General features: G+C 41.7%; 24 protein-coding genes. 5 read left to right on the top strand and 19 right to left on the bottom strand.

The window, feature by feature from the left end; genetic code table 11:
• Positions 1-13: 13 nt before the first annotated feature.
• The 6 genes from metJ to uspA form a co-directional block, all read right to left on the bottom strand.
• Positions 14-331, bottom strand: a complete 318-nt coding sequence (gene metJ / locus AC30SH_RS00910; RefSeq protein ID WP_006719619.1) for a met regulon transcriptional regulator MetJ — start codon at positions 329-331, stop codon at positions 14-16.
• Positions 332-481: 150 nt separating this feature from the next.
• Positions 482-1,369 (bottom strand): UTP--glucose-1-phosphate uridylyltransferase GalU, encoded by an 888-nt coding sequence (galU, locus tag AC30SH_RS00905; RefSeq protein ID WP_048750856.1) that lies wholly within the window; start codon positions 1,367-1,369, stop codon positions 482-484.
• Positions 1,370-1,439: 70 nt separating this feature from the next.
• Positions 1,440-2,804: a phosphohexomutase domain-containing protein gene (locus AC30SH_RS00900; protein ID WP_212510049.1), complete on the bottom strand. Its 1,365-nt coding sequence runs from the start codon at positions 2,802-2,804 to the stop codon at positions 1,440-1,442.
• A 40-nt stretch (positions 2,805-2,844) separates the two neighbouring features.
• Positions 2,845-3,027 (bottom strand): carbon storage regulator CsrA, encoded by a 183-nt coding sequence (gene csrA, locus AC30SH_RS00895; protein ID WP_489581967.1) that lies wholly within the window; start codon positions 3,025-3,027, stop codon positions 2,845-2,847.
• A gap of 139 nt (positions 3,028-3,166) precedes the next feature.
• Entirely contained in the window at positions 3,167-5,791 is a 2,625-nt protein-coding gene (gene alaS, locus AC30SH_RS00890) for an alanine--tRNA ligase (RefSeq protein WP_314885842.1), read from the bottom strand.
• A 211-nt stretch (positions 5,792-6,002) separates the two neighbouring features.
• Positions 6,003-6,428, bottom strand: coding sequence for a universal stress protein UspA (gene uspA, locus AC30SH_RS00885; protein ID WP_006719626.1), 426 nt, complete (start codon positions 6,426-6,428; stop codon positions 6,003-6,005).
• Between the two features lie 157 nt (positions 6,429-6,585).
• Here uspA and mazG point away from each other — a divergent pair, with 157 nt between their 5' ends.
• Entirely contained in the window at positions 6,586-7,386 is an 801-nt protein-coding gene (gene mazG, locus AC30SH_RS00880; RefSeq protein ID WP_314885852.1) for a nucleoside triphosphate pyrophosphohydrolase, read from the top strand.
• A gap of 60 nt (positions 7,387-7,446) precedes the next feature.
• Here the strand turns inward: mazG and AC30SH_RS00875 are convergent, their stop codons facing one another.
• From AC30SH_RS00875 to AC30SH_RS00865, 3 genes are all read right to left on the bottom strand, one after another.
• Entirely contained in the window at positions 7,447-8,436 is a 990-nt protein-coding gene (locus AC30SH_RS00875; protein ID WP_006719629.1) for an amidohydrolase family protein, read from the bottom strand.
• Between the two features lie 257 nt (positions 8,437-8,693).
• Positions 8,694-10,430, bottom strand: a complete 1,737-nt coding sequence (locus AC30SH_RS00870; protein ID WP_314885841.1) for a DUF3413 domain-containing protein — start codon at positions 10,428-10,430, stop codon at positions 8,694-8,696.
• A 7-nt stretch (positions 10,431-10,437) separates the two neighbouring features.
• A complete protein-coding gene (locus AC30SH_RS00865; RefSeq protein WP_109128789.1) occupies positions 10,438-10,659 on the bottom strand; it encodes a YejL family protein in 222 nt (73 codons plus the stop codon).
• Positions 10,660-10,783: 124 nt separating this feature from the next.
• Between AC30SH_RS00865 and yejK the strand changes: the two genes are divergently transcribed.
• From yejK to AC30SH_RS00850, 3 genes are all read left to right on the top strand, one after another.
• The gene (gene yejK, locus AC30SH_RS00860; protein ID WP_315027625.1) at positions 10,784-11,806 is read left to right on the top strand and encodes a nucleoid-associated protein YejK; all 1,023 of its coding nucleotides are present in this window, start codon (positions 10,784-10,786) and stop codon (positions 11,804-11,806) included.
• A gap of 64 nt (positions 11,807-11,870) precedes the next feature.
• On the top strand, positions 11,871-12,281 hold the full coding sequence (gene bamE / locus AC30SH_RS00855; RefSeq protein WP_212510054.1) for an outer membrane protein assembly factor BamE: 411 nt from the start codon (positions 11,871-11,873) through the stop codon (positions 12,279-12,281).
• A 48-nt stretch (positions 12,282-12,329) separates the two neighbouring features.
• Entirely contained in the window at positions 12,330-13,028 is a 699-nt protein-coding gene (locus AC30SH_RS00850) for a response regulator (RefSeq protein ID WP_212510055.1), read from the top strand.
• Positions 13,029-13,128: 100 nt separating this feature from the next.
• Here the strand turns inward: AC30SH_RS00850 and gltS are convergent, their stop codons facing one another.
• The 5 genes from gltS to AC30SH_RS00825 form a co-directional block, all read right to left on the bottom strand.
• Entirely contained in the window at positions 13,129-14,337 is a 1,209-nt protein-coding gene (gene gltS / locus AC30SH_RS00845) for a sodium/glutamate symporter (protein WP_212510056.1), read from the bottom strand.
• 167 nt (positions 14,338-14,504) lie between these two features.
• The gene (gene dtd / locus AC30SH_RS00840; protein WP_212510057.1) at positions 14,505-14,939 is read right to left on the bottom strand and encodes a D-aminoacyl-tRNA deacylase; all 435 of its coding nucleotides are present in this window, start codon (positions 14,937-14,939) and stop codon (positions 14,505-14,507) included.
• The gene (locus AC30SH_RS00835) at positions 14,936-15,772 is read right to left on the bottom strand and encodes a virulence factor BrkB family protein (protein ID WP_489581966.1); all 837 of its coding nucleotides are present in this window, start codon (positions 15,770-15,772) and stop codon (positions 14,936-14,938) included. Before AC30SH_RS00835 ends, dtd begins: the two co-directional genes overlap by 4 nt.
• Positions 15,769-16,242 carry a YchJ family protein gene (locus tag AC30SH_RS00830; RefSeq protein WP_489581965.1) on the bottom strand — a complete coding sequence of 158 codons (474 nt, stop codon included), beginning with the start codon at positions 16,240-16,242 and terminating at the stop codon, positions 15,769-15,771. The genes AC30SH_RS00835 and AC30SH_RS00830 overlap by 4 nt, the downstream gene beginning before the upstream one ends.
• 2 nt (positions 16,243-16,244) lie before the next feature.
• Positions 16,245-16,913: an MOSC domain-containing protein gene (locus AC30SH_RS00825; protein ID WP_489581964.1), complete on the bottom strand. Its 669-nt coding sequence runs from the start codon at positions 16,911-16,913 to the stop codon at positions 16,245-16,247.
• A 128-nt stretch (positions 16,914-17,041) separates the two neighbouring features.
• On the opposite strand from AC30SH_RS00825, the gene AC30SH_RS00820 reads away from it, so the two are divergent.
• The gene (locus tag AC30SH_RS00820) at positions 17,042-18,541 is read left to right on the top strand and encodes a helicase HerA-like C-terminal domain-containing protein (protein ID WP_489581963.1); all 1,500 of its coding nucleotides are present in this window, start codon (positions 17,042-17,044) and stop codon (positions 18,539-18,541) included.
• 76 nt (positions 18,542-18,617) lie between these two features.
• Here the strand turns inward: AC30SH_RS00820 and glmS are convergent, their stop codons facing one another.
• From glmS to hemE, 5 genes are all read right to left on the bottom strand, one after another.
• Positions 18,618-20,450, bottom strand: coding sequence for a glutamine--fructose-6-phosphate transaminase (isomerizing) (gene glmS / locus AC30SH_RS00815; RefSeq protein WP_489581962.1), 1,833 nt, complete (start codon positions 20,448-20,450; stop codon positions 18,618-18,620).
• Between the two features lie 56 nt (positions 20,451-20,506).
• A complete protein-coding gene (locus AC30SH_RS00810; protein ID WP_489581961.1) occupies positions 20,507-21,283 on the bottom strand; it encodes a DeoR/GlpR family DNA-binding transcription regulator in 777 nt (258 codons plus the stop codon).
• A gap of 136 nt (positions 21,284-21,419) precedes the next feature.
• Entirely contained in the window at positions 21,420-21,692 is a 273-nt protein-coding gene (locus AC30SH_RS00805) for an HU family DNA-binding protein (RefSeq protein ID WP_006719659.1), read from the bottom strand.
• 161 nt (positions 21,693-21,853) lie between these two features.
• The gene (locus AC30SH_RS00800; protein ID WP_489582387.1) at positions 21,854-22,444 is read right to left on the bottom strand and encodes a YjaG family protein; all 591 of its coding nucleotides are present in this window, start codon (positions 22,442-22,444) and stop codon (positions 21,854-21,856) included.
• A gap of 17 nt (positions 22,445-22,461) precedes the next feature.
• A complete protein-coding gene (gene hemE / locus AC30SH_RS00795; protein WP_489581960.1) occupies positions 22,462-23,526 on the bottom strand; it encodes a uroporphyrinogen decarboxylase in 1,065 nt (354 codons plus the stop codon).
• Between the last annotated feature and the right edge of the window lie 6 nt (positions 23,527-23,532).

Here is a 23,532-nt window from a genome sequence, read left to right as displayed (position 1 = left end):
CGAAGTGAAAAAATTAATATTCCCACTGTGTCGGATCAATGCCCAATTCACGCATAATTTTTTTCGCTTCTTCCGGAATTTCGTCACTACGTTCTTTTAACAGGTCTTCATCTGTTGGCAAAGGTTGACCTGTAAAAGCATGTAAAAATGCTTCACACAATAGTTCACTGTTGGTGGCGTGGCGCAAATTACGAATTTGGCGACGGGTACGTTCATTGGTCAAAATTTCAAGCACTTTAATCGGAATAGATACTGTAATCTTTTTAACTTGTTCGCTTTTTTTACCGTGTTCCGCATAAGGACTGATATATTGTCCGTTCCAATCGGCCATAATTGATTCCTAAAATAACCTTATTAATTATCGAGATATTGTAATAAAAAATAATAAAAATAACAATCTAGCCGTGGAGACTGCTAGATTTCCAGCGTTAAAAATAGAAAAAATAAAGGCATCTTATCGATGCCTTTTTATTCAACACAATTAAAATGTTTTTACTAAATCTTTTAAATAAGATTTAAATTCACCACCCAGTTTATTGTGATGCAAACCATATTCTACGAAGGCTTTCATATAACCAATTTTATCACCGCAATCGTAAGAAACGCCGGTCATATGGAACGCTTCGACAGTTTCTTTTTCAATTAACATATCAATCGCATCGGTTAATTGAATTTCATCGCCAACACCAATCGGCGTTCTTTCCAATAAATCCCAAATAGCCGCGGAGAACACATAACGTCCCACAACTGCTAAATTAGATGGCGCTTCATCAACACTTGGTTTTTCCACAATACTATGAATTTTCGCACTTTCTCCCGGCGGAATTTCAACGCCACCGCAATCAGCAATACCGTAGCTACTTACTGCTTCCGGTGCAACAGGACTTACCATGATTTGGCTGGCTTTCGTTTGATTAAAGCGTTTTAACATTGCCGCTAAATTTTCTTTTTTCTGATTAGCCGAAAATTCCGCTAACAACACATCCGGCAAGATCACCGCAAAAGACTCATCGCCGACTAACGGACGACCACATAATACGGCATGTCCCAAGCCTTTCGCATTCCCTTGGCGAACATGCATGATGGTGACATCTTTTGGCACAATAGAACGAACTTCTTCCAAGAGCTGACGTTTTACCCGTTTTTCTAACATCGTTTCCAATTCGAAAGAGGTATCAAAATGGTTTTCGATAGCATTTTTAGAAGAGTGGGTAACCAACACAATTTCTTTGATGCCCGCGGCAACACATTCATTTACAACGTACTGAATAAGTGGTTTATCCACCAGCGTTAACATTTCCTTTGGAATCGCCTTTGTTGCAGGCAACATACGTGTGCCTAAGCCGGCAACAGGAATAATTGCTTTCATGTCTATTTTCCTTATATAAAAAGACCGCACTTCTCTCTTCTGAAAAGTGCGGTAAGTTTTTTATGTATTTTTACTGGCGAAGTAATGCCAAAATCTCTTCGGTTTTTTCCGCCATCAGTTGTTTATCGCCACGGGTTTCTAGGTTCAAACGAACCACCGGCTCGGTATTTGATGAACGCAGGTTAAAACGCCAATTTGGATATTCAATACTAATACCGTCAATATCATCAACGCGAACAGCGTTTTTTTCATACGCAGCACGTACACGTGCAATGGCGCTTTTCGCATCGGCTAATTTGCTGTTAATTTCGCCTGGAGACGGGAAGGTATTCACGCTATTGTTCACTAGCTCACCTAATGATTTACCGGTAACAGAAACAAGTTCCATCACGAGTAACCACGGGATCATGCCACTATCACAATAGAAGAAATCACGGAAATAATGGTGCGCACTCATTTCACCGCCGTAAATTGCGTCTACTGCACGCATTTTCTCTTTAATGAAAGAATGACCTGATTTAGACATAACAGCCTCGCCGCCATTTTCTTCCACTAATTTCACCGTATTCCAAATTAAACGCGGATCATAAATAATTTTCGCGCCTTTATTTTTTTGCAGGAACGCTTGGCTTAACAAGCCGACAATGTAGTAGCCTTCGATAAAATTCGCGTGTTCATCAAATAGGAAACAACGGTCAAAATCACCATCAAAGGCAATTCCCATATCCGCTTGATTTGCCAAAACAGCATCAATCGTATCTTGGCGGTTTTCCGGCAATAAAGGATTAGGAATACCATGTGGGAATGTCCCATCCGGATTGTTATGAACCTTAATAAACTCGACCGGCACTTGTTTTGCTTTAAATTGAGCTTCAATTGCGTCAATAACGTGTCCTGCCGCGCCATTACCGGCGTTAATCACTAATTTTAAAGGCTTCAACTGTGCCAAGTTAATGTAGGACAACAAGTGTTCAACGTAATCGCCGAGCACAGAAAGCTGTTTATATTCACCACGTTGAGTCACAGGTGGAAAATTATTTTCTTCCGCTAAACGTTGAATATCCGCCAAACCGGTATCTGCACTAATCGGACGGGAACCTTCACGTACTAATTTGAGTCCGTTGTAATCCATTGGGTTGTGGCTTGCGGTAACTTCAATACCACCATCGGTTTTCAAAAATGACGTAGCAAAATAGACTTCCTCTGTCCCCGTTTCACCTAAATCAATTACATTAACACCGGAATCCAATAATCCATTTGTTACCGCACTTTTTAGTTCTTTGCTCGTTAAACGAACATCTCCACCAACGACAATGGTTTTAGGCTTCAAAAACTGCCCAAATGCACGACCTATACGATACACAATATCCACGTTTAACTCTTCGCCTAAGCGACCACGGATATCGTAAGCTTTAAAGCAAGTCAATTTACTCATAACTACTCCATTTTAATTGTCCATAAAATGAAATTTGCTACTATGCTTTGTTTTCATCCTTAGCTTGATGAATACGCTGGTAAATTTCTTCTCTATGAACAGAAACATCCTTGGGGGCTTGCATGCCAATTTTTACTTGGTTGCCTCGTATATTGAGAATCGTGATAGAAACATCATCGCCGATGAGCAAGCTCTCGCCAACTTTACGGGTTAAGATCAGCATATAAACTCCTCACCTTTTATAGTTTATTTCCAACTTCCCTATTTTGCTTCCAACATCCCTATCAAACATTAAACAATACTTTGTACTTTGGCACTCATGAAATCATAAGTGCCCATAATTAATTAACAAGAAACAAAGATTACAAATTTGCTTTTAACCAATCAGAGCAAACGGATAATGCTTTGTTGATATTTTGTGGTTCAGTACCTCCGGCCATTGCCATATCCGGGCGACCACCGCCTTTACCACCGACTTGTTGAGCCATTAAATTCACAAGCTCACCGGCTTTTACTTTGGCAGTTAGATCCTGAGTTACGCCAACAATTAAGTTAACTTTTTCATCCAACGCGGAAGCAAACACCACGACGGCAGAGCCTAATTGATTTTTCAGGCTATCAACCATTGCGCGTAAAGACTTCGCTTCAATACCATCAAGCTGCTGCACAATCACAGAAACACCATTAATTTCGACCGCACTTTTCGCCAAGTCATTACCGGCCTGAAGTGCAGCTTTTTCTTTTAATGTTTGTAACTCTTTCTCAACTTTCTTACATCTATCTTGCAACAGAGAAATCTTATCCGTAACGGAATTAACGTCCGATTTCAGTAATTCAGCGCTTTGATTCAATAAAGTTTGTTGATGTTGTAACCATTCAATCGCAGTTTCACCGGTAATCGCTTCAATTCGACGAATACCTGCTGCCACAGCAGTTTCTGTGACGATTTTAAATAATCCGATATCTCCCGTACGTTTTGCATGAATACCACCACACAACTCAATAGAGAAATCACCCATTGTGAGGACACGAACTTGTTCGGAATACTTCTCACCGAATAACGCCATCGCACCTTTTGCTTTTGCGGCTTCCAACTCCATAATGTCGGTTTGGATTGGATTATTTGCTCTCACTTGCTGGTTCACAATACGTTCAACTTCAGCTAATTGTGTTTTGCTAATTGCTTCATGTTGAGCAAAGTCAAAACGTAACAACGTATCGGAAACAAGTGAGCCTTTTTGCGCGACATGTTCACCTAATACTTGACGTAATGCAGCATGCAACAAGTGTGTTGCGGAGTGATTTAACGAAATACGTTGACGGCGAACATCGTCAACCACTGCATTTACAGACTGCCCAACAGATAAACTACCTTGGGTAAGCTCACCAATATGACCAAACACTTGACCATATTTTTGAGTGTCTTTTACGTCAAAACAAAAACCATTGCCTTCTAAACGACCGATATCACCAATTTGGCCACCGGATTCTGCATAGAACGGCGTATTATCTAAAATAACTACGGCGCTTTGACCCGCTGAAATCGATTCCACCGAATTTCCCTCATGGAAAAGTGCGGTCACTTTTGCCAGTGTTTCTGACTCGGTATATCCTTCAAAACGAGTTGTCCCGTCAACACGGATTACACTGTTATAGTCCATGCCGAATTGACTTGCAGATTGTGCGCGAACGCGTTGCAATTCCATTTCACGCTCGAAACCTTCTTCATCAATCGCAATACCACGCTCACGGCAAACATCTGCAGTTAAATCCAGTGGGAAACCATAGGTATCATATAACTTGAATGCCACTTCACCAGACAAGATATTCTCTTTTACATTGGCCAATGCTTCATCCAACAAGGTCAAACCACGTTCTAATGTGCGAGCAAATTGTTCTTCTTCCAAGCGCAAGAATTTTTCCACTGTCGCTTGCTGTTTTTTCACCTCTTCACCCGCTTCCGCCATCACATCAATCAGTGTTGGGACGAGTTTGTAGAAGAATGCTTCTGTTGCACCGAGTAAATGCCCATGACGTACTGCGCGACGAATAATACGACGAAGGACATAACCACGCCCTTCATTGGAAGGAACCACACCGTCAGCAATTAAATAAGCGCAAGAACGAATATGGTCGGCAATAACACGTAATGATTTATTGGCTAAATCTTTCTCGCCGGTTAACTCTGCCACTTTGGCAATTAAGGTTTTAAAAATATCAATATCATAGTTGGAGTTGACGTGTTGCAATACGGCACTGATTCGTTCCAACCCCATACCGGTATCCACAGACGGTTTTGGAAGTTTCTCCATTGTGCCGTCAGCATGGCGGTTAAATTGCATGAACACGATGTTCCAGATTTCAATATAACGGTCACCATCCTCTTCAGGAGAACCCGGAGGACCACCCCAAATATGATCACCATGATCGTAGAAAATTTCAGTACAAGGACCACAAGGACCAGTATCGCCCATTTGCCAGAAGTTATCCGACGCATAAGGTGCGCCTTTGTTGTCGCCAATACGAATAATACGCTCTGCAGGAATACCGATTTCTTTATGCCAAATGTTATAGGCTTCATCATCGGTTTCGTACACAGTCACCCATAATCTTTCTTTCGGTAAGCCCAACCATTGTGGTGAAGTTAAAAATTCCCAACCGTAATGAATTGCATCTTGTTTAAAATAATCACCAAAGCTGAAATTACCTAACATTTCAAAGAAAGTATGGTGTCTGGCGGTATACCCCACATTTTCTAAATCGTTATGTTTTCCCCCCGCGCGTACACAGCGTTGTGCTGTAGTTGCTCGAGTATAAGGGCGTTTTTCTAATCCTAAAAAAACATTTTTAAATTGGTTCATCCCGGCGTTGGTAAATAATAACGTCGGATCATTGTCTGGAACCAAAGAACTACTTGCTACAACTTGATGCCCTTTACTATGGAAAAAATCAAGGTACGACTGTCGAATTTGTGCTGTTGTTTTCATGTACACGCCTTAGCTTTTAAATCTTATTAAATACCGTCAATTCACGGAGTAACTCTGTATTCTTACATATTTTTGAAATTTATAAAAAAACTTTTTATACCGCACACTTTATTTTCTAATAATAGAGAAAATAAAACCGCACTTACGCTCTGAACTCGTGAAAGTGCGGTCGGTTTTTATAATATTTTTAATAACTGGCTACGCTTTGTAATCATTCTTCACGAAGAGGAACTACGAGCATATCAATGGTAATTGAGTTCATCACCTGACGAGTAGAAGACATCAATTTACTCCAGAAATCTTGATGGTGTCCTGTTACCAATAAATCAACATCATATTGTTCGATAGCATCCGTCAACACTTGACCTAAATCGCCACTACCGCTAAGTTTTTCATTGATCGGATAACCCGCTTGTTCTGCTAATTGTAATAACGCTTGTTGCGTTTCACTGGAAATACGATCCTGCATTGACACCATATTTACATCAATCAGCCCTGTATAAAGATCCGAAAAATTTACATCAACATGGATAATAGATAATTTCGCATCGTGACGTTTTGCAACACCCACCGCTTTTTTCAAGAGAATTGGACTTTCTTCTGAAAGATCTACTGCAACTAATACATGTTTATACATAATCGACTCCTTATCCGATCAGGGTTAATTAATCTTCATCAGTATAGTATCACTAGGTTTCAAGAAAAAATATGTGCAAGATCACATTTTGGAAAAAAGATCCTAAATGTCTTTTATGTTATTATTTTGTCTCCTTTTTCTCTCTATTTTCAAAAATATGACCTATTCAATAAACGACTTTTTAAAATTAATTGCCCAATTACGCGATCCTATAAATGGCTGTCCGTGGGATATTAAACAAAACTATCATTCCATGATTTCTTGTTTAAAAGAAGAAACTTATGAAGTCATTGAAGCGATTGAAAAAAATGATGTTGAAAATCTAAAAGAAGAATTGGGCGATTTATTGCTCCAAGTGGTATTTCTGAGTCAACTTGCGACGGAAGAAAATAAATTTACGTTTGACCACGTCGTACAAAACGTAGCCGAAAAGATCGTTCGGCGCCACCCTCATGTGTTTGGGGATAAACACGCAAAAAATGAGCAAGAAGCTTTACAAAATTGGAATGCGATGAAAGCCGAAGAACACAAAACACTTGGACATACTTCGATTTTAGATAATATTCCAGAGTCTTTTCCCGCCTTAATGCGGGCAGAAAAATTACAAAAACGCTGCTCAAAAATCGGATTCGATTGGGATAACATCGCGCCGGTCTTTTCCAAGGTAGAAGAGGAATTACAAGAGGTCAAACAAGAACTCGCACGTCAGCCACAAGACCAGGCAAAAATTGAAGAGGAAATGGGGGATTTGCTCTTTGCAACCGTCAATCTAAGTCGTCATATACACTGTCAAGCAGAAGAAACCCTGCGCAAAGCCAACCAAAAGTTTGAACAACGTTTCCGTAAAGTCGAAGAGAAATTAAAACAACAAAACCGTCGCCTTGAAGATGCAAGCTTAATGGAAATGGATGTGCTTTGGGATGAAGTGAAGAAAGAAGAAAAACTCAGCCAAAAATGACCGCACTTTAATCAAAAATACCGAGCAATTGCTCGGTATTTTTGATATGAACTCAGAGAGTTAATCCAATCCCAAAACTTTACGACCATTAATACTGGCAATATTCACCATAGCATCTAAATCCGGAAAACGACAACCTGCAGCAAGCAAACTTAATTCTTGCCACATGTCACCTTCACACAGCGGCACCATATAATCACAAATATTATCCGTGCCAATCGCTACCGTGATACCTTCCGGAATCATTTCATCTGCCGGTGTTAACGCATTATGGAAAGGCATCAGTTCTTCTTTACGATTACTATCAATCCATGCCATCGGGCAAGCAATCATCATCATTTGCGCTTGACGCATTTTTTCATATAAACGATAGCGATACTCTTTGGAATGTGAACCGATAGAAATACCGTGAATCGCGACAACACGCCCTTGCATCCCATGTTCAATGGTTTTGTCACATAGCTGTTCGGTTTCAATTTCGGTTGGCGAGTTAAATTGATCCACATGCACATGGCACATAATCCCTAAAGATTTAGCCTTATCCAACAAAATATCCATCGCTTCTAAACCGCGACCATAGTCTAGCTCGTCGCGATAGGGCAAACCACCAATCATATCCACCATTTCCGAACCAATATCAAACCATTTGCGTGCAGTTGGCTCAATAACCCCTTTTAAGGTTTGGTTAGCGAATTTCAATACGATGTCATGTTTATAGACTTCACGCGCTTTATGTGCCGCGATAATCGCCCGATCTTCACACACTGGGTCGATATCAACAAAGGTTCCGAAAGCCGTTACCCCTTGAGAAATCATTAATTCGATAGATTGACAAAAACGGGCATAGTAATCATCCACGGAAGACGTACGTTTTACTTCATCCACCAAGTCCCATTTTTGTTGTAAATTGCAACTTTGGTAAATGCCAATTTTTTCCGGCGTCATAGTAAAAGCACGATCCGCGTGGGCATGAGCATTTACCCAGCCCCCTTTTTTGATGATTTCATCCCGAATATAAGTTTTAAAACTACGAACGTGATTTTTGGTCATAACGACTCCGTAATGAGTAAGTTTTGGAAACGGGCAGGGAGCAAATAGAAAAAAATCCTCATGAAAGAGGATGGCTTATTAATTGAAAATAGAAAGAGGTTCAATGATAATTCATTGAAATAACGAACAATGTTATGAAAAATTCTCAGATTTTTAATTAATAACATCTTATTTGTCCTGATGGAATTGCGCGCTAGTATAAAACTCGCTGCTACAAAAATATAATTGATTTTAGCTATCGGTCAGCGACTATTTCATCATTTTTCTAAAAAAGAACGCTCCTGACTAAAGGCTTCTAAAAACAATCCTAAAGGCGGTCTTTCGGACGACATTTTTTGATAAGTGCGGTCATATTTTTCATAATTTCCGCGGTTATCAATATGATATTGCGTTCCATCCGGTTGAACAATCACATTCCAACGATAATTAGAAACTAAAACCCAATCCACACTAGACGTAAGATCAAACAAATCTCGCCCTTGTGCATAATCAGCAATCGGATTTTTCACTTTAAAAATATGCTTCATTAAAGCCGGCACTAAATCCACATGTGAAGTTAACTTGGAGATTTTCCCGGTTGCCAAACCATTCCAGTGAACAATCATTGGCACTTGCACTTCATCACGCGAAAAATAATTTGTTTCTTCTTTTTCCGATAATTTTTTGAACGTATAGCCATGCTCAGCAGTAATAATCACAAGGGTATTTGGCAAATTTAACTCGGGCAACAATTGTCCTAATGACACATCAATATCTGCCAGCTGCTGCTCATATTTCTCTTGCGTAAGATTTGGTTCGATATTCAAGCTTAAATGCCCCCAAAACGGTTTATTCTGCGTTTTTGCAGTATCCAACCAACGCGTGAAGGAATGAATCGCGGCCTGATTACCATTCTCCGCAACAAGCTTCGTTTTTGGATAAATGGCACGACGGAAAATACCCGCATCCATCTTTTTAGAAGAAAACACGCCTTGCGCATATTGTTGTGTTAAACGCTCCACTAACACAGAAGGGGTTTTATTGCTGAGCAAGCTGTCGGTATAACTGCCATTTAGACCATAAAACAATCCGACTAACCCTGTATTATCGTTATTTCCACTGCTGTAATGATTGATAAATTGTGTCGAATTCTCTGCAAACTGTGCCAAATTCGGCATTTTTCCCGCATCAATCACATCATGGCGCAAGCCTGATAGCGTGATTAATAGGATATTGGTATTTTCCTGTTGCTCAGCAAAGACTAACGGATTTTTCGGATAGTCGATGGCTAAGGCATCTAATCGCCCTTCTTGTGCAAGACGTTGTGCATATTCTGCTTTATCTAAGAAACCGTGTTTCTCTAAAAAGGAACGTGCCGTCATCGGATAAGACAACGGGAAATTAGAACGTTGCATGGTAATCGGACGGTATAAATAGGCATCTGCCCATGCATAAATTAGGTGAGTTGCACTAAAGGTGCAAACAAAGAAGACGCCCACTGCTTTTAGCCATTTTTGGCGTTCTAAGCTACGCAGTTTTTGCCAAGACCAGCGAGAAAACAACATTTGCACCAATAAAATCAATGGCATCGGCACAAAGAAAATTTGCCAGTTGCGCGATAATTCCCCGTTCTCCGGATTCACCAAGAGATTCCAGACTAATGATGACAAGTGCAAGTTAAAACGCAAGAATACTTCGCTATCCACCAACAACAAAGTGTTGCCGATCGTTGCAAGAATGACCGTTAGCCCACGAAAAGTGCGGTGGTTTTTAACGATAAAACTTAAGGGGAATATGACCAGCAAATAAAAGGCAAAAACAATAAAACTAAAATGCCCAAGTAAGCTGATAAAAAAGTAAATTTTACCGAATAAGGTATCCGGCCAATCAATGATGAAGGCATAGCGGGCACCAATGAAAATAGCCCAAAGGATATTAAAAAAAGCAAACCAGTGGCCCCAAGAAATTTTCTGTGAGGTTTCTTCACGATATTGTCTGCTTTTAAATGTCCACATATGCTAATTATTTTGCCGTTTTAATAGAGTTGAGTAAGGCATCAGAAAATGCTTGCGCTAAGACTTGTTGTTGCTGTTTGCCCACGCTACCGGTAAGTAAATTTGTGGTCATGTTACCGAGAACAATTAAGGATAAGTCTAGAGGCGCCTGATGTTTCTCAAGCACTGCAATCATGTCATTTAAGATCGCATCGATTTGTTTATCTTGATATTTAGATTGGATTGCCATAGTGATAATTTACCGGTTTAAAATGCCGTTTATATTAACTGATAATTGCGCTAATCCTAACATATTTTGTTAGTTCTGTTAAAAAGTGCGGTTATAATAGCAGAAATTTTTTAGAGGCAAATTTATGAGCATTACCGTTAAACAAATGATTCTTCATCAAGTTGTTAAATCTAATGAAGAAGCTGAAAATTCTCCTCAATTAACCGCTGTTTTGCGGGAACAACTACTCGCTATCACGCCTGAAGTGGAACAAATGATGTTACAACTTCATCAAGGCTATCAAAATAAAGCCAAAGGCTATGGCATCTTTCAGGAATCATCTATTTTTGCACAAAGTTTGAATCGTTTATTGGAAAATGAATTAGACTTTCTGCCTTTTAGTCATGAATCAACACATTTACTCATCAACGAATTAAGCAAGTATAACTTTGCTGATAACGGTACATTGGTGCTGTGTCAGTACAACTTTTTAGCCACCGACTATTTATTTATCGCATTGCTAGATAGCCGAATCAGTATGCTAGTTAACGAACAGTTAGAAATTCAACGTACAGAATATCTTGATATTACCCAATTCGACATTGCTGCCCGGATTAATTTGACGGATTTACAACTGAATGCAAACTCAAACCGCTATTTAACCTTCATTAAAGGTCGCGTTGGACGGAAAATTGCTGACTTTTTTATGGATTTTCTTGGTGCAGAGGAAGGATTAAATCCGCAAGTACAAAACCAATGCTTATTACAAGCGGTTGATGATTATTGTGTTCAAGGCGAATTAAACCGAGAGCAAACGCAAGCGGTGAAAAAACAAGTATTTGAATATTGCAAAGGTCAATTAAACAGTGGAGAAGAAATTGAATTAGCGGAACTTTCCAATGAGCTGCCGACTCTAAACCAGCAACCTTTTATGGCGTTTACCCAAGAACAAAACTACGGTCTGGAAGAAAATATTCCGCCGGTACGCACCGCACTTAAATCGTTGACCAAATTTTCCGGCTCCGGCAAAGGCGTTACCATTAGCTTTGATGCCGAATTAATTGATCAGCGAATCATTTGGGATGAGGCAGCCGATACTTTAACCATCAAAGGGCTTCCACCGAATTTACGGGATCAATTACAGCGCCGGTTAAAAGCATTGAATTAATTTGGCAATGCACTAAACTTTCAGTATGATCATTGCAACTATTTACAGAGGATAAAAAGCAAAAATGCAATTCAAATCTGTTCTAACCACACTCATTTTGGCACTCAGCGTAACTGCCTGTTCGAGCGTTAACAAAATTGTTTATCGTATTGACGTGCCGCAAGGCAACTACTTGCAAGCAGAAACTGTGGCTCAAGTTAAGACCGGTATGACAGCACAGCAAGTTCAGTATTTGTTAGGTACACCGGTTCTCATCGATCCATACAGCAACCAAACTTGGTACTACGTTTTCCTACAACAAAAAGCTTATGAAACACCGGAACAACATACATTGGTCGTCAACTTCGACCAAGGTGGTATTGTGACTAATGTCGATTTAGATAAACCATTACCAAATAGCGGCCAAGTAGAAGTCAATAATACGATTATCAACGGACCAAGTGCTCCCTCAAAGAGCTGGTGGAAATTCTGGTAATAGTCTTAAAGTTTCATCGTATAGATTGACATAAACACGGTTTTCTTTATGCCCAAAATCTTACTTGTCGATGATGATACTGAATTATCTGAATTGCTCGCCAACTTCCTGACATTGGAAGGTTTCCGGGTCACTATCGCAAAGACAGATCAAATAGCACAGCAACTTGATCTGTCTTACGATCTTATCTTATTAGATGTGATTGCTCCCACATGGAACGGCATCGCAACTCTCAAACAAATCCGGAAACATTATTCCACACCGCTTATCATCTTAAACGCCCAAAATGATGCGATGAGTCGAATCCTGTACTTAGAGCTGGGTGCTGATGACTATTTAGTAAAACCTTTTAACGCGCATGAACTCATTATCAGAATAAAAATGCTTTTGCGTCGAAGTGGGCAACAAGCCAACTTTATCGAACCGCATTCCGCAACATCAGAACAAATTAAATTTGATTTATTGACGCTCCATCCGGAAACCCAGCAACTTTTTTTTGGTAGCACCCCAATTGAATTAACCCATACTGAATTTGCGTTGCTTCTCCAATTCGTTAAACGCCCGAATATATTGATGACTCGTGAAGAATTAAGTGTGGCGATCCTCAATAAGCTGTTAACGCCTTTTGATCGTGCCATAGATATGCATATGTCCAATTTACGCAAAAAATTGCCTAGCCGAGAAAATGGCTTACCTTGGTTTAGAACCGTCAGAGGCAAAGGGTATATTCTGCTTAAAAATAACTAAAATTCCGCTCAAATAGACCGCACTTAAAAAGTTTCCATCAAAAAAAAGAACCCTATCGATTTCTCAATAGGGTTCTTTTTTATAACTAAATACCTAGCAATTAATGCAGGGATGTCACCACAACCATAAAGCCTTTCAATACGGCGGCATTCACTAGGTCAATAAAGAATGCACCAACCATTGGTACGATTAAGAATGCTTTGTGTGATGGTCCAAAACGGCTCGTAATTGCTTGCATATTTGCAACAGCAGTTGGTGTCGCACCAAGACCGAAACCACAGTGACCTGCACTTAACACAACCGCATCATAGTCTTTGCCCATCATGCGATAAGTCACATAGATTGCAAATGCGGCCATTAAAACAACTTGAACAGCTAAGATTACCATTACCGGTAATGCCAAGCCGGCCAATTGCCATAATTTCAAAGACATTAATGCGATAGCCAAGAACAGAGACAACCCAACGTTACCTAACACATCAACAGCCGCATCCGCCACATTAAATTTGAAGATGTGCGTTAAGGTGTTGCGAATGATTACCCCGGTGAACAAACACCATACAAAGGTAGGTAATGCAAGTGCGGTGCCTTTTGTTTGCGCATCTAAGAATTGCCCGATAAGTAAACAACACGCCAACATAGTGATGGTTTCAATTAATGAACGGGTATTAATTTTACGTTGGAAAGTCGGGTGTTCAAACGCTTCTTGAATGTCGCTATTGTCTTCATTTTCCGGGCTTTCATCACGGTGCATTTTTTTCAATAAATGACGCGCTACCGGCCCACCGATAATACCACCGGACACCAAACCAAATGTCGCACAGGCCATAGCAAGCTCTGTCGCACCTTGTAAGCCAAATGTTTCAGTAAAGGTTTTGGCCCACGCTGCACCTGTACCATGACCACCGGTTAAGGTAACCGAACCGGCAATCAAACCGTAAGCAGGATCAATCCCAAGCAACAAAGAACCGGCAACACCGACTATATTTTGTAATGCAATCAAAATCCCTGCGGCAACCACAAAAATAATTAAGGGTTTTCCACCTTTAATCAAACGGGCAAAGTTAGCACTTAAACCGATAGAAGAGAAAAAGACTAACATCATCGATGTTTGTAAACCCGTATCAAAGGTAAAAGAAATACCCCAACCTTGATATAATACCGTTAAGATGATCGCGACAAGAAAGCCGCCAACAACAGGTTCCGGAATATTGTAGTTTTTTAATAGGGAGATACGTTTTACTAAAAAGTATCCTAGCAAGAGCACAAATCCTGCTAAAGCAAGAGTTTCATAGGTATTAAAATTCATAGAATAACCTCTTTATGATGATTATTTATACAAAATCATTACTAATGATTTGATATAAAATAAATTTATGCGAAGGATAAAAATTTCTATCAATCACAAAAGGAATTTAAATTTAACAGAAAAAAAACATTGCTTCTACAAAAAACTCAAAAAGATTTTATCAAGTTCTAACTATTTAGCCAAAATGTGACCGGCCCCTCATTTACTAGACTCACTTGCATATCCGCTGCAAATCGGCCGCATTCCACTTTCACTTTTTCACCGCACTTTTGTGTAAAATATTCATAAAGTTCGTTTGCTAACGATGGTGTTGCGCCTTTGGAAAAACTCGGGCGAAGCCCTTTTTGGGTATCCGCCACCAAGGTAAATTGCGACACCACCAAGACTTCGCCAGCCACTTGTTGCACGTTCAAATTCATCTTGTCATCTGCATCGCTGAAAACACGATAATTCAGGACTTTCTCCGCCAACTTATCTGCCTTTTGTCGGTCGTCATCCTTTTCCACGCCTAACAGCACCAGCAGACCTTTGCCAATTTGCCCAACGATTTCACCGTCAACTTCCACTTTTGCACTGGAGACGCGCTGAATTAATGCGATCATTTTGTTTCCTCACTTTGTTCTAAATTCATCATTTTTTTTGACCGCACTTCTGCCAACACAGCGGCTAATTGCGCGCCGAGCAACACGACCGTCCAGCTTAACTGAATCCACAGCAACATAATTGGCAGGGTGGCCATCGCACCATAAATTAATTGATAAGACGGGAACGTCATGATGTACCAAGCAAACGCTTGCTTACCCAAGGTGAAAAACACCGCGGCAATCAACGCACCGGCAGCGGAATGTTTGATGCTGACTTTTTTATTCGGCACCACCATATAAATCATCGTGAAAATAAACCACGTGGATAAAAACGGCACAAAACTCAACAACTTCAAGCCAAAAGAAAAGTTTGACGCGCTCTCAAACATGGTTTTTACATAGGCACTGACGGCAATACTGGCGCCAACTAACAACGGACCAAGTGTAAGAATCAACCAATAAATCGCAAAAGAGGTGAAAATTGGCCGCGTGCCAGTATCATGCCAAATGCTGTTTAGCGTGCGATCGATGGAATTAATCAACATCAACGCCACGACAATCAAGCTGATAATCCCCACCGCACTCATTTTTTTGGAATTATTCACAAATTCATCAATGTATTGCCCCACCATGTCACTTGCCGACGGGGCAAAATTGGTGAAAATAAATTCTTTCAAGGAACCCGTCACTTCATTAAACACGGGGAACGCAGAGAAAATAGAAAACACCACCATAATCAACGGCACAATGGCAAGCATGGTGCTATAAGTTAAATAACCGGCTGCTTGGGTTAATTTATTCTGATTAAAACGCTGCCAAAAGATCGTACAGAACATTTTCCACTCAATCATAAAAAGCCTCCGCAACAATGCTTAAATTTTTTGCCGGAACCGCACACGCAAGGTTGTTTCATCGTCGGCAGTGGCACGGTTGGATCGAAAAAATACCAACGCCCATCAATTTTCACAAAAATCGACCGCTCATGATGAGTTTGCTCCCCTTCCTCACCTTGAAAAACGGCGTGAAATTCCACCGCACTTTGGTTTTTCGTTAAGCTTTCCGTATTCAAAATTTGCAATTCCAGCCATTGCGTTACCTCCGCCCATGCTTGAATGGCTTGTACGTTGAGTAACGCCTGTTGGCTTGGCACGGTGGTTTCCACAATATAAGGTACATTTTTCAGCACATAAGCGGCATAACGGGAACGCATGAGCTGCTCAGCGGTTTCAGGGAATTGCGTATGTGTATGAAAACGCCCACAACAATCCTCGTAAGATTTATTCGATTGACAAGGGCAAGCTGAATCTAAAAGTGCGGTCATGTTTAACTCTGTTTTTCTTGTAATTTCATCAGTTGTGAATTTAAAGAACGTTTGAACGCCGGCGCCAAGACTTCAAGCGCCAAGGCCTGCTCTAACTCGTCCGCGTGTTCGGGGGCTGACAATAAACGGTTCAAATGACGAATGGTAAATTCAGGATGCGGACGACTCAACAATACCAGCCGATCACCTCTGTGAATTACGCCCACTTGTACCACCCGTACATACCAGCCCGACCAACCGGAACGATACACGGTTTGTTGTGTATTTGAATTATTGGTATTTTTCGATAAACGCTCACAAGGTTTACGCGGTTGCGACACTTCCAGCACGCAAGAGCCGATTTGAAAACGATCTCCTACGCATACGGAATCTTCGTTCAATTCAGAAACCACAAAATTCTCGCCGTAAACCGCCGTGCCTTGATACGAAAAGTTTTCATCTAGCAACGCATTTAACGCAGAAAAAGAATCTGCCGACATAAAAAAGAGCGCTTTATCCACGCCACCGTGATGGGCTTTTAGGCCCACATCATTGCCTTCCGCCCCTAGCGCATGAATATTCACAGCTTCTACCGGTTGCTTGCGAATGGCGCTTTCATAACACGAACCATCCGCAAATGTTAAAGACTGCACTTGACCGATTTTAATCACTAAAATTTCCGCATTGGACATACGTTACCTCAAACTGCATAAATGAAATGAGGCAAATTATACCGTAAAAACATAATCTTTTTTGACCCCACTGACTTTTTTAAATATCATTCTTTGCACAATACGCAATCAATTAGGAATAACAAAATATGCAATATTTACTCGCCCAAACCAGCCAAAACCAACAACTCGGCATTACCGCGAAAATGGCTAACCGCCACGGTTTAATCGCCGGCGCCACCGGCACAGGTAAAACCGTGACATTACGCAAAATGGCGGAAGCCTTTAGTGACGATGGCGTGCCGGTGTTTTTAGTGGATGTGAAAGGCGATCTTTCCGGCTTAGTGCAACCGGGCGCGATGCAAGGCAAAATCGCCGAGCGTATCGAACAATTCAATTTAGGCGGCGAAAGCTATTTGAGCGGTTATCCTGTTTCCTTCTGGGACGTGTTCGGCGAAACCGGCATTCCGCTCCGTACCACCATTTCCGAAATGGGGCCGTTGCTGCTCTCCCGTTTATTAAACCTCAACGCGACGCAAGAAGGCTTGCTCAACCTTGTATTCCGTGTGGCAGATGACAAAGGCTTATTGCTTATCGACCTAAAAGATCTGCGTGCCATGTTGAAATATGTGGCGGAAAATGCCAAAACCTTCCAAGTGGAATATGGCAACGTGTCTGCCGCCAGTGTGGGCGCCATTCAACGTGCCTTATTAACCTTAGAAAATGAGGGGGCGGCAAATTTATTCGGCGAACCGGCGCTTAACTTAGATGACTGGCTACAAACCCGTGACGGACGCGGCGTCATCAATGTACTCAATTCGGAAAAATTAATTAACTCTCCACGTATGTACAGCGCGTTCTTGCTTTGGTTAATGGCGGAATTGTTTGAACAGCTACCGGAAGTGGGCGACCCCGACAAACCGAAATTCGTGATGTTCTTTGACGAAGCACATTTGCTGTTTGACGGCGCACCAAGTGTATTAGTGGATAAAGTGGAACAGGTTGTGCGTTTGATTCGTTCCAAAGGCGTGGGCATTTATTTCGTGACCCAAAACCCATTGGATTTACCGGACACCGTGCTCGGTCAATTAGGTAACCGCGTACAACACGCCTTGCGCGCCTTTACGCCACGCGATCAAAAGGCCGTGAAATCAGCTGCGGAAACCTTCCGTTCCAACCCGAGCATAAACGTGGTTGAAACGATTTCAACACTCGGCGTAGGTCAGGCATTAGTCTCGTTCTTAGATGAAAAAGGCATGCCGACACCGGTGGAAATTGCTTACATTTTCCCACCGAAAAGCCAATTAGCGCCGATTACCGCCGAACAACGCACCGCTTGGGTGAAAGACGACGATTTGTATGCCTTCTATAAAGATTACGTGGATAACGAATCTGCTTTTGAGGTGTTAAACCAACAAGCAGATTTAGCCGCCGTGGCGCAAAAACAAGCGGAACAAGCCAAGCAGGAAGAAGAAAACGGCATTATGGGTAGCCTCAGCCGCATGATCTTCGGTACGAAAAAACGTGGCGAACAATTAACTGTGACGGAAGAATTGGTCAGCGGTGTAGCAAAAGCCGTAGGACGCAATATCCGCAGCCAAATCACCAAACAAATTATGCGGGGAATTTTAGGCGCGTTTAAGAAGTAAAATTCCTCATAAAAAAACAACCGCACTTTGATCTGAACAACCAAAGTGCGGTTTCTTTTTCCACTGTTTTTAGGAATTATTCCACGGTGACCGCTTTTGCCAAATTACGTGGCTGATCCACATCGGTACCCTTAATGAGCGCAATGTGATAGGCCAACAGTTGCATCGGCACGGTGTAATAAATCGGTGCAGTAATATCATTTACTGTCGGCATAGTGATGATTTTCATGCCTTCCGCTTCACTAAAGCCAGCCTCTTTATCCGCAAAAACATACAATTGACCGCCGCGTGCGCGAACTTCCTCAATATTGGATTTGATTTTCTCCAGTAATTCATTGTTTGGTGCCACCACAATCACCGGCATGTCCGCATCAATTAACGCTAACGGGCCGTGTTTTAATTCACCGGCAGCATAGGCTTCCGCATGAATGTAAGAAATTTCTTTTAATTTTAGCGATGCTTCCATGGCTATCGGGTAAAACGCGCCACGACCTAAAAATAACGCATGGTTCTTTTCAGCAAAATCTTCCGCGAGCTGCTCAATGTGTTGATCAAAAGCCAGGGCTTTTTCAATTTCTGCCGGTAATGCTTCTAACGCTTTCACGATCTCCTGTTCTTTCTCAGCCGAGAGCGTGCCTTTTGCTTTACCAACCGCGACCACCAACATTAATAACGCGGCTAACTGTGTGGTAAAGGCTTTGGTAGACGCCACACCGATTTCCACACCGGCACGGGTCATAAAGGCTAAATCCGATTCGCGCACCAACGAGGAACTGGCCACGTTACAAATGGTCATCGCAGCCATATAGCCTTTTTGTTTTGCTAAGCGTAATGCCGCTAAGGTATCAGCTGTCTCACCGGATTGAGAAATGGTGACCAATAAGCTGTTCGGACGGGTCACAAACTTGCGATAACGGAATTCGGAGGCAATTTCCACATCGCAACTGATACCGGCCAAGCTTTCAAACCAATAACGTGCCACCATACCGGAATTGTACGAGGTGCCACAGGCCACGATTTGGATATGTTCTACGTTCTCTAAAATCGCTTTCGCCCCATTGCCGATGGACTCAATGACTAAATTATCATGCGTCAAACGCCCTTGCATGGTGTTTACCAGTGCGGTCGGTTGTTCGTAAATTTCTTTCTGCATGTAGTGACGGAATTTTCCTTTCTCCGCCGCATCATTTTCGGCATTAGAATCGTTCATGCCACGTTCTACTTGATTGCCATCACGATCATAAATATCCACAGAACGACGGGTAATTTCCGCAATATCGCCTTCTTCTAAATAAATAAAACGGCGGGTGACACTCAATAATGCCAGTTGATCAGAGGCAAGGAAATTTTCACCGATCCCTAAACCAATTACCAATGGGCTACCGGAACGAGCCGCCACTAAATGTTCCGGATGCATGCGATCCATCACGACCATACCATACGCGCCGGTCAGTTGCTTCACGACTTTTTGTACCGCAGCCAATAAACTTTCCGTACTGCGCATTTCCCATTCCACCAAATGCGCAATCACCTCTGTGTCGGTTTGAGAAGTAAAAATATAACCACGGGATTTTAGCAATGTCCGTAATTCTTCATAATTTTCGATAATGCCGTTATGCACTACGGCGAAATTACCGGAAACGTGCGGATGGGCGTTATCTTCTGAAGGCGCACCATGGGTTGCCCAACGGGTATGCGCAATGCCGGTGCCTCCAATAATCGGGGATTTTTCTACCGCCTCATCAAGCGCTTTGACCTTACCTAAGCAACGAATACGTCGTAATTCGTGCTGTGCATCCACCACCGCTAAACCGGCAGAGTCATAACCGCGATACTCAAGACGATGTAATCCGTTAATTAAAATTTCTGCAACATCACGTTGAGCGACTGCACCAACAATTCCACACATAAATTTTGCTCTCCTAAATTCAATTTAAAAAAACACTCATCAAAACGACCGCACTTTTAAGCACAAATAACTTCCACGCCGTGTGCCTCTATGCGTTTTTTACTCTCTTCCGATAATAAATTATCAGTAATCAACACATCAATTTGTTGCCATACCAATTCAACGTTAGGCATCTTTCGACCAATTTTTTGTGATTCCACCATCACAATCACTTCACGAGCCACATCTGCCATCACTTGACTTAAGCCAACTAACTCGTTAAACGTTGTCGTTCCTCGATCAAAATCAATCCCATCAGCCCCAATAAACAACTGATCAAAGTTATAGGAACGCAATACTTGTTCCGCAACTTTACCTTGGAAAGATTCTGAAGCTTTATCCCATGTTCCCCCCGTCATTAATAAGGTGGGTTCATTTTCGAGGGAACGGAGTTCGTTAGCCACATACATAGAGTTGGTCATCACCACCAATCCCTGTTTATTATTCAACTGTTTAATCAATGCCGCCGTTGTAGTACCACTATCAATAATAATGCGGTTGTGATCTAAAATACGTTCTGCTGCGCGTTTAGCAATTGACAACTTTTGTTCCGAAAGAAAATCCTCTTGCTCATCTTCAATGAGTTCTTGCGGCATCAAGATCGCGCCACCGTAACGGCGCACTAAGAAACCGTTGTTTTCTAACACCGTTAAGTCTTTACGAATCGTCACTTCCGATGTATCAAACAATTGGACAAGCTGATCAACGCTAACTTCTCCGCGCTCCAGTAATAATTGCATGATGCCGTGGCGACGCTGTTGGGTATTACGAGGCTGAATGTGTCGTTTAGTCATTTCCAAACCAAAATAGTTCCGGTTAAATTTCGGTTCGAAAGTTTATAGCCATTTAGAAAGGATGTAAATAAAAAGATAGGCAACAAAAAACCCTGTTTACGGGAAACAGGGTTTGAAGATTAAATATCAGAACTAATTATTTAACAGCATCTTTTAATGCTTTACCAGAAACGAATGCTGGCACTTTAGAAGCAGCAATTTTGATTTCTGCGCCGGTTTGTGGGTTACGACCGGTACGAGCTTTACGCGCGTTTACTTTAAATGTACCGAAACCGATTAATTGTACAGCTTCACCTTTTTTCAAACTACCGGTGATTGCGTCTAAAGTTGCTTCTAAAGCTGCTTTAGCTTGTTTTTTATTTAATTCAGCTGCGCTTGCAATAGCATCAATTAAGTCTGTTTTGTTCATGGATTAGTACCTTCTTTTTAAGAAATTTAACAGTGGCTGAATAAGGATTTTAAGATACCCTATTCAATAAACCAGAATCACTGCAGTGAGTGCAGGCAAAGCTTAATCTAAGTTGCCTTGAAAACAAAGCACGATTTTTAATTTTTGTGTAAAAAATCACACTACCGGTTAATTTTTATACAAATATTGGAAATTCCCACTTCGCGCAACTCATTTTTTAAATCAGCGATCAAATCAACGTCGTGTTTTTCAGCCTCTTTCAATGCTCGATAAATCTGCCATTGCACATCTAATTCCTGCTGAATTTCTTCCGTTTCCTTTAGTTCTGCTTCGGATAATTCACGACCATTTTGCTCGACCAATAAATCAGCAACGGTTTGCAAAGAAAGTTCACTCAACTTAACTGCTTGCACACATGAATCGCCGGCGATGACCGTATGCAACACTTCAGCAAGCCCCTCACAGGCATCCAACGCAGGTACGACACCATAAAAATCATAGTCATTCACATCGGGAATAATGTTTTCTAACTTCTCTAACTGATTTTCAAAATTAATATTGGCATCTTTAACCGTTAAGTATTCCCACACCAAATTCAAAATATTGTGATACACCTTGGCGTTTTGTGGTTGTTCTGTAATTTGGCAGAATAAATGGTAGTTGGGATACATTCGCTCACACAAACAAGCCATAAATGTCATGTGTTGCCAAGTGGCGAGATTTTCTAAACGTTTCTGAATCGGATTTCGCATCATTTTTTCTCCGCACTTTAGCGATGATAAGGTTTAGAGAGTTGATGTACGGCATCTACCAACACTTTCGGGCTTTCTTCCGGCACATCCTGATGAATGCCATGCCCAAGATTAAATACGTGACCACTCCCTTCACCAAACGCCGCTAAAATTGACCGCACTTCGTCTTCAATTCGGCCGGCAGGCGCATATAATACACTTGGATCCATGTTGCCTTGCAACGCCACTTTATGCCCTACGCGACGACGTGCCTCAGCGATATCCACCGACCAATCCAAGCCCACCGCATCACAACCGGTATCAGCAATGGCTTCTAACCATAATCCGCCACCTTTGGTAAATAAGGTGACCGGCACACGACGCCCCTCATGATCGCGAATCAAACCATCTACGATTTTGTGCATATAACGCAAGGAAAATTCCGGATATTCACGATGCGCCAACACGCCGCCCCACGTATCAAACACCATGACCGCCTGGGCGCCGGCTTTAATTTGCGCATTTAAATAAAGAATCACGCTGTCTGCCAGTTTATCTAACAAGGCGTGTAATAAGTGGGGTTCGCTATATAGCATTTTTTTAATTTTCGTAAAGGCTTTAGAAGAACCACCTTCTACCATATAAGTGGCCAATGTCCACGGGCTCCCGGAAAAGCCGATAAGGGGCACTTCACCATTGAGTTCACGGCGAATCGTGCGCACCGCATTCATCACATATTGCAGTTCTTGTTCCGGATCCGGAATAGGTAAATTTTCCACCGCACTTTTGCTGTCAATGACCCGTTCAAATTTCGGCCCTTCACCGGCGCCAAAGCTTAAGCCGAGTCCCATGGCATCAGGAATCGTTAAAATATCGGAAAATAAAATCGCGGCATCCAAAGCATAACGGCGCAACGGTTGTAATGTCACCTCACAAGCCAAATCCGCATTACGACACAAGGACATAAAATCACCGGCTCGCGCACGAGTGGCTTTGTATTCCGGCAAATAACGCCCCGCTTGGCGCATCATCCAAATCGGCGTCATATCCACAGGTTGACGTAAAAGGGCTCTTAAATAACGGTCATTTTTTAATGTGCTCATAAAACC

The sequence above is a fragment of the Aggregatibacter sp. HK296 genome (assembly GCF_980469475.1).
This window is presented reverse-complemented; position numbering and strand designations above follow the sequence as displayed.

Coding starts and splice junctions, on each gene's coding strand:
- metJ (WP_006719619.1), bottom strand. CDS start 331: ATGGCCGATTGGAACGGACAATATATCAGTCCTTATGCGGAACACGGT.
- galU (WP_048750856.1), bottom strand. CDS start 1,369: ATGAAAGCAATTATTCCTGTTGCCGGCTTAGGCACACGTATGTTGCCT.
- AC30SH_RS00900 (WP_212510049.1), bottom strand. CDS start 2,804: ATGAGTAAATTGACTTGCTTTAAAGCTTACGATATCCGTGGTCGCTTA.
- csrA (WP_489581967.1), bottom strand. CDS start 3,027: ATGCTGATCTTAACCCGTAAAGTTGGCGAGAGCTTGCTCATCGGCGAT.
- alaS (WP_314885842.1), bottom strand. CDS start 5,791: ATGAAAACAACAGCACAAATTCGACAGTCGTACCTTGATTTTTTCCAT.
- uspA (WP_006719626.1), bottom strand. CDS start 6,428: ATGTATAAACATGTATTAGTTGCAGTAGATCTTTCAGAAGAAAGTCCA.
- mazG (WP_314885852.1), top strand. CDS start 6,586: ATGACCTATTCAATAAACGACTTTTTAAAATTAATTGCCCAATTACGC.
- AC30SH_RS00875 (WP_006719629.1), bottom strand. CDS start 8,436: ATGACCAAAAATCACGTTCGTAGTTTTAAAACTTATATTCGGGATGAA.
- AC30SH_RS00870 (WP_314885841.1), bottom strand. CDS start 10,430: ATGTGGACATTTAAAAGCAGACAATATCGTGAAGAAACCTCACAGAAA.
- AC30SH_RS00865 (WP_109128789.1), bottom strand. CDS start 10,659: ATGGCAATCCAATCTAAATATCAAGATAAACAAATCGATGCGATCTTA.
- yejK (WP_315027625.1), top strand. CDS start 10,784: ATGAGCATTACCGTTAAACAAATGATTCTTCATCAAGTTGTTAAATCT.
- bamE (WP_212510054.1), top strand. CDS start 11,871: ATGCAATTCAAATCTGTTCTAACCACACTCATTTTGGCACTCAGCGTA.
- AC30SH_RS00850 (WP_212510055.1), top strand. CDS start 12,330: ATGCCCAAAATCTTACTTGTCGATGATGATACTGAATTATCTGAATTG.
- gltS (WP_212510056.1), bottom strand. CDS start 14,337: ATGAATTTTAATACCTATGAAACTCTTGCTTTAGCAGGATTTGTGCTC.
- dtd (WP_212510057.1), bottom strand. CDS start 14,939: ATGATCGCATTAATTCAGCGCGTCTCCAGTGCAAAAGTGGAAGTTGAC.
- AC30SH_RS00835 (WP_489581966.1), bottom strand. CDS start 15,772: ATGATTGAGTGGAAAATGTTCTGTACGATCTTTTGGCAGCGTTTTAAT.
- AC30SH_RS00830 (WP_489581965.1), bottom strand. CDS start 16,242: ATGACCGCACTTTTAGATTCAGCTTGCCCTTGTCAATCGAATAAATCT.
- AC30SH_RS00825 (WP_489581964.1), bottom strand. CDS start 16,913: ATGTCCAATGCGGAAATTTTAGTGATTAAAATCGGTCAAGTGCAGTCT.
- AC30SH_RS00820 (WP_489581963.1), top strand. CDS start 17,042: ATGCAATATTTACTCGCCCAAACCAGCCAAAACCAACAACTCGGCATT.
- glmS (WP_489581962.1), bottom strand. CDS start 20,450: ATGTGTGGAATTGTTGGTGCAGTCGCTCAACGTGATGTTGCAGAAATT.
- AC30SH_RS00810 (WP_489581961.1), bottom strand. CDS start 21,283: ATGACTAAACGACACATTCAGCCTCGTAATACCCAACAGCGTCGCCAC.
- AC30SH_RS00805 (WP_006719659.1), bottom strand. CDS start 21,692: ATGAACAAAACAGACTTAATTGATGCTATTGCAAGCGCAGCTGAATTA.
- AC30SH_RS00800 (WP_489582387.1), bottom strand. CDS start 22,444: ATGCGAAATCCGATTCAGAAACGTTTAGAAAATCTCGCCACTTGGCAA.
- hemE (WP_489581960.1), bottom strand. CDS start 23,526: ATGAGCACATTAAAAAATGACCGTTATTTAAGAGCCCTTTTACGTCAA.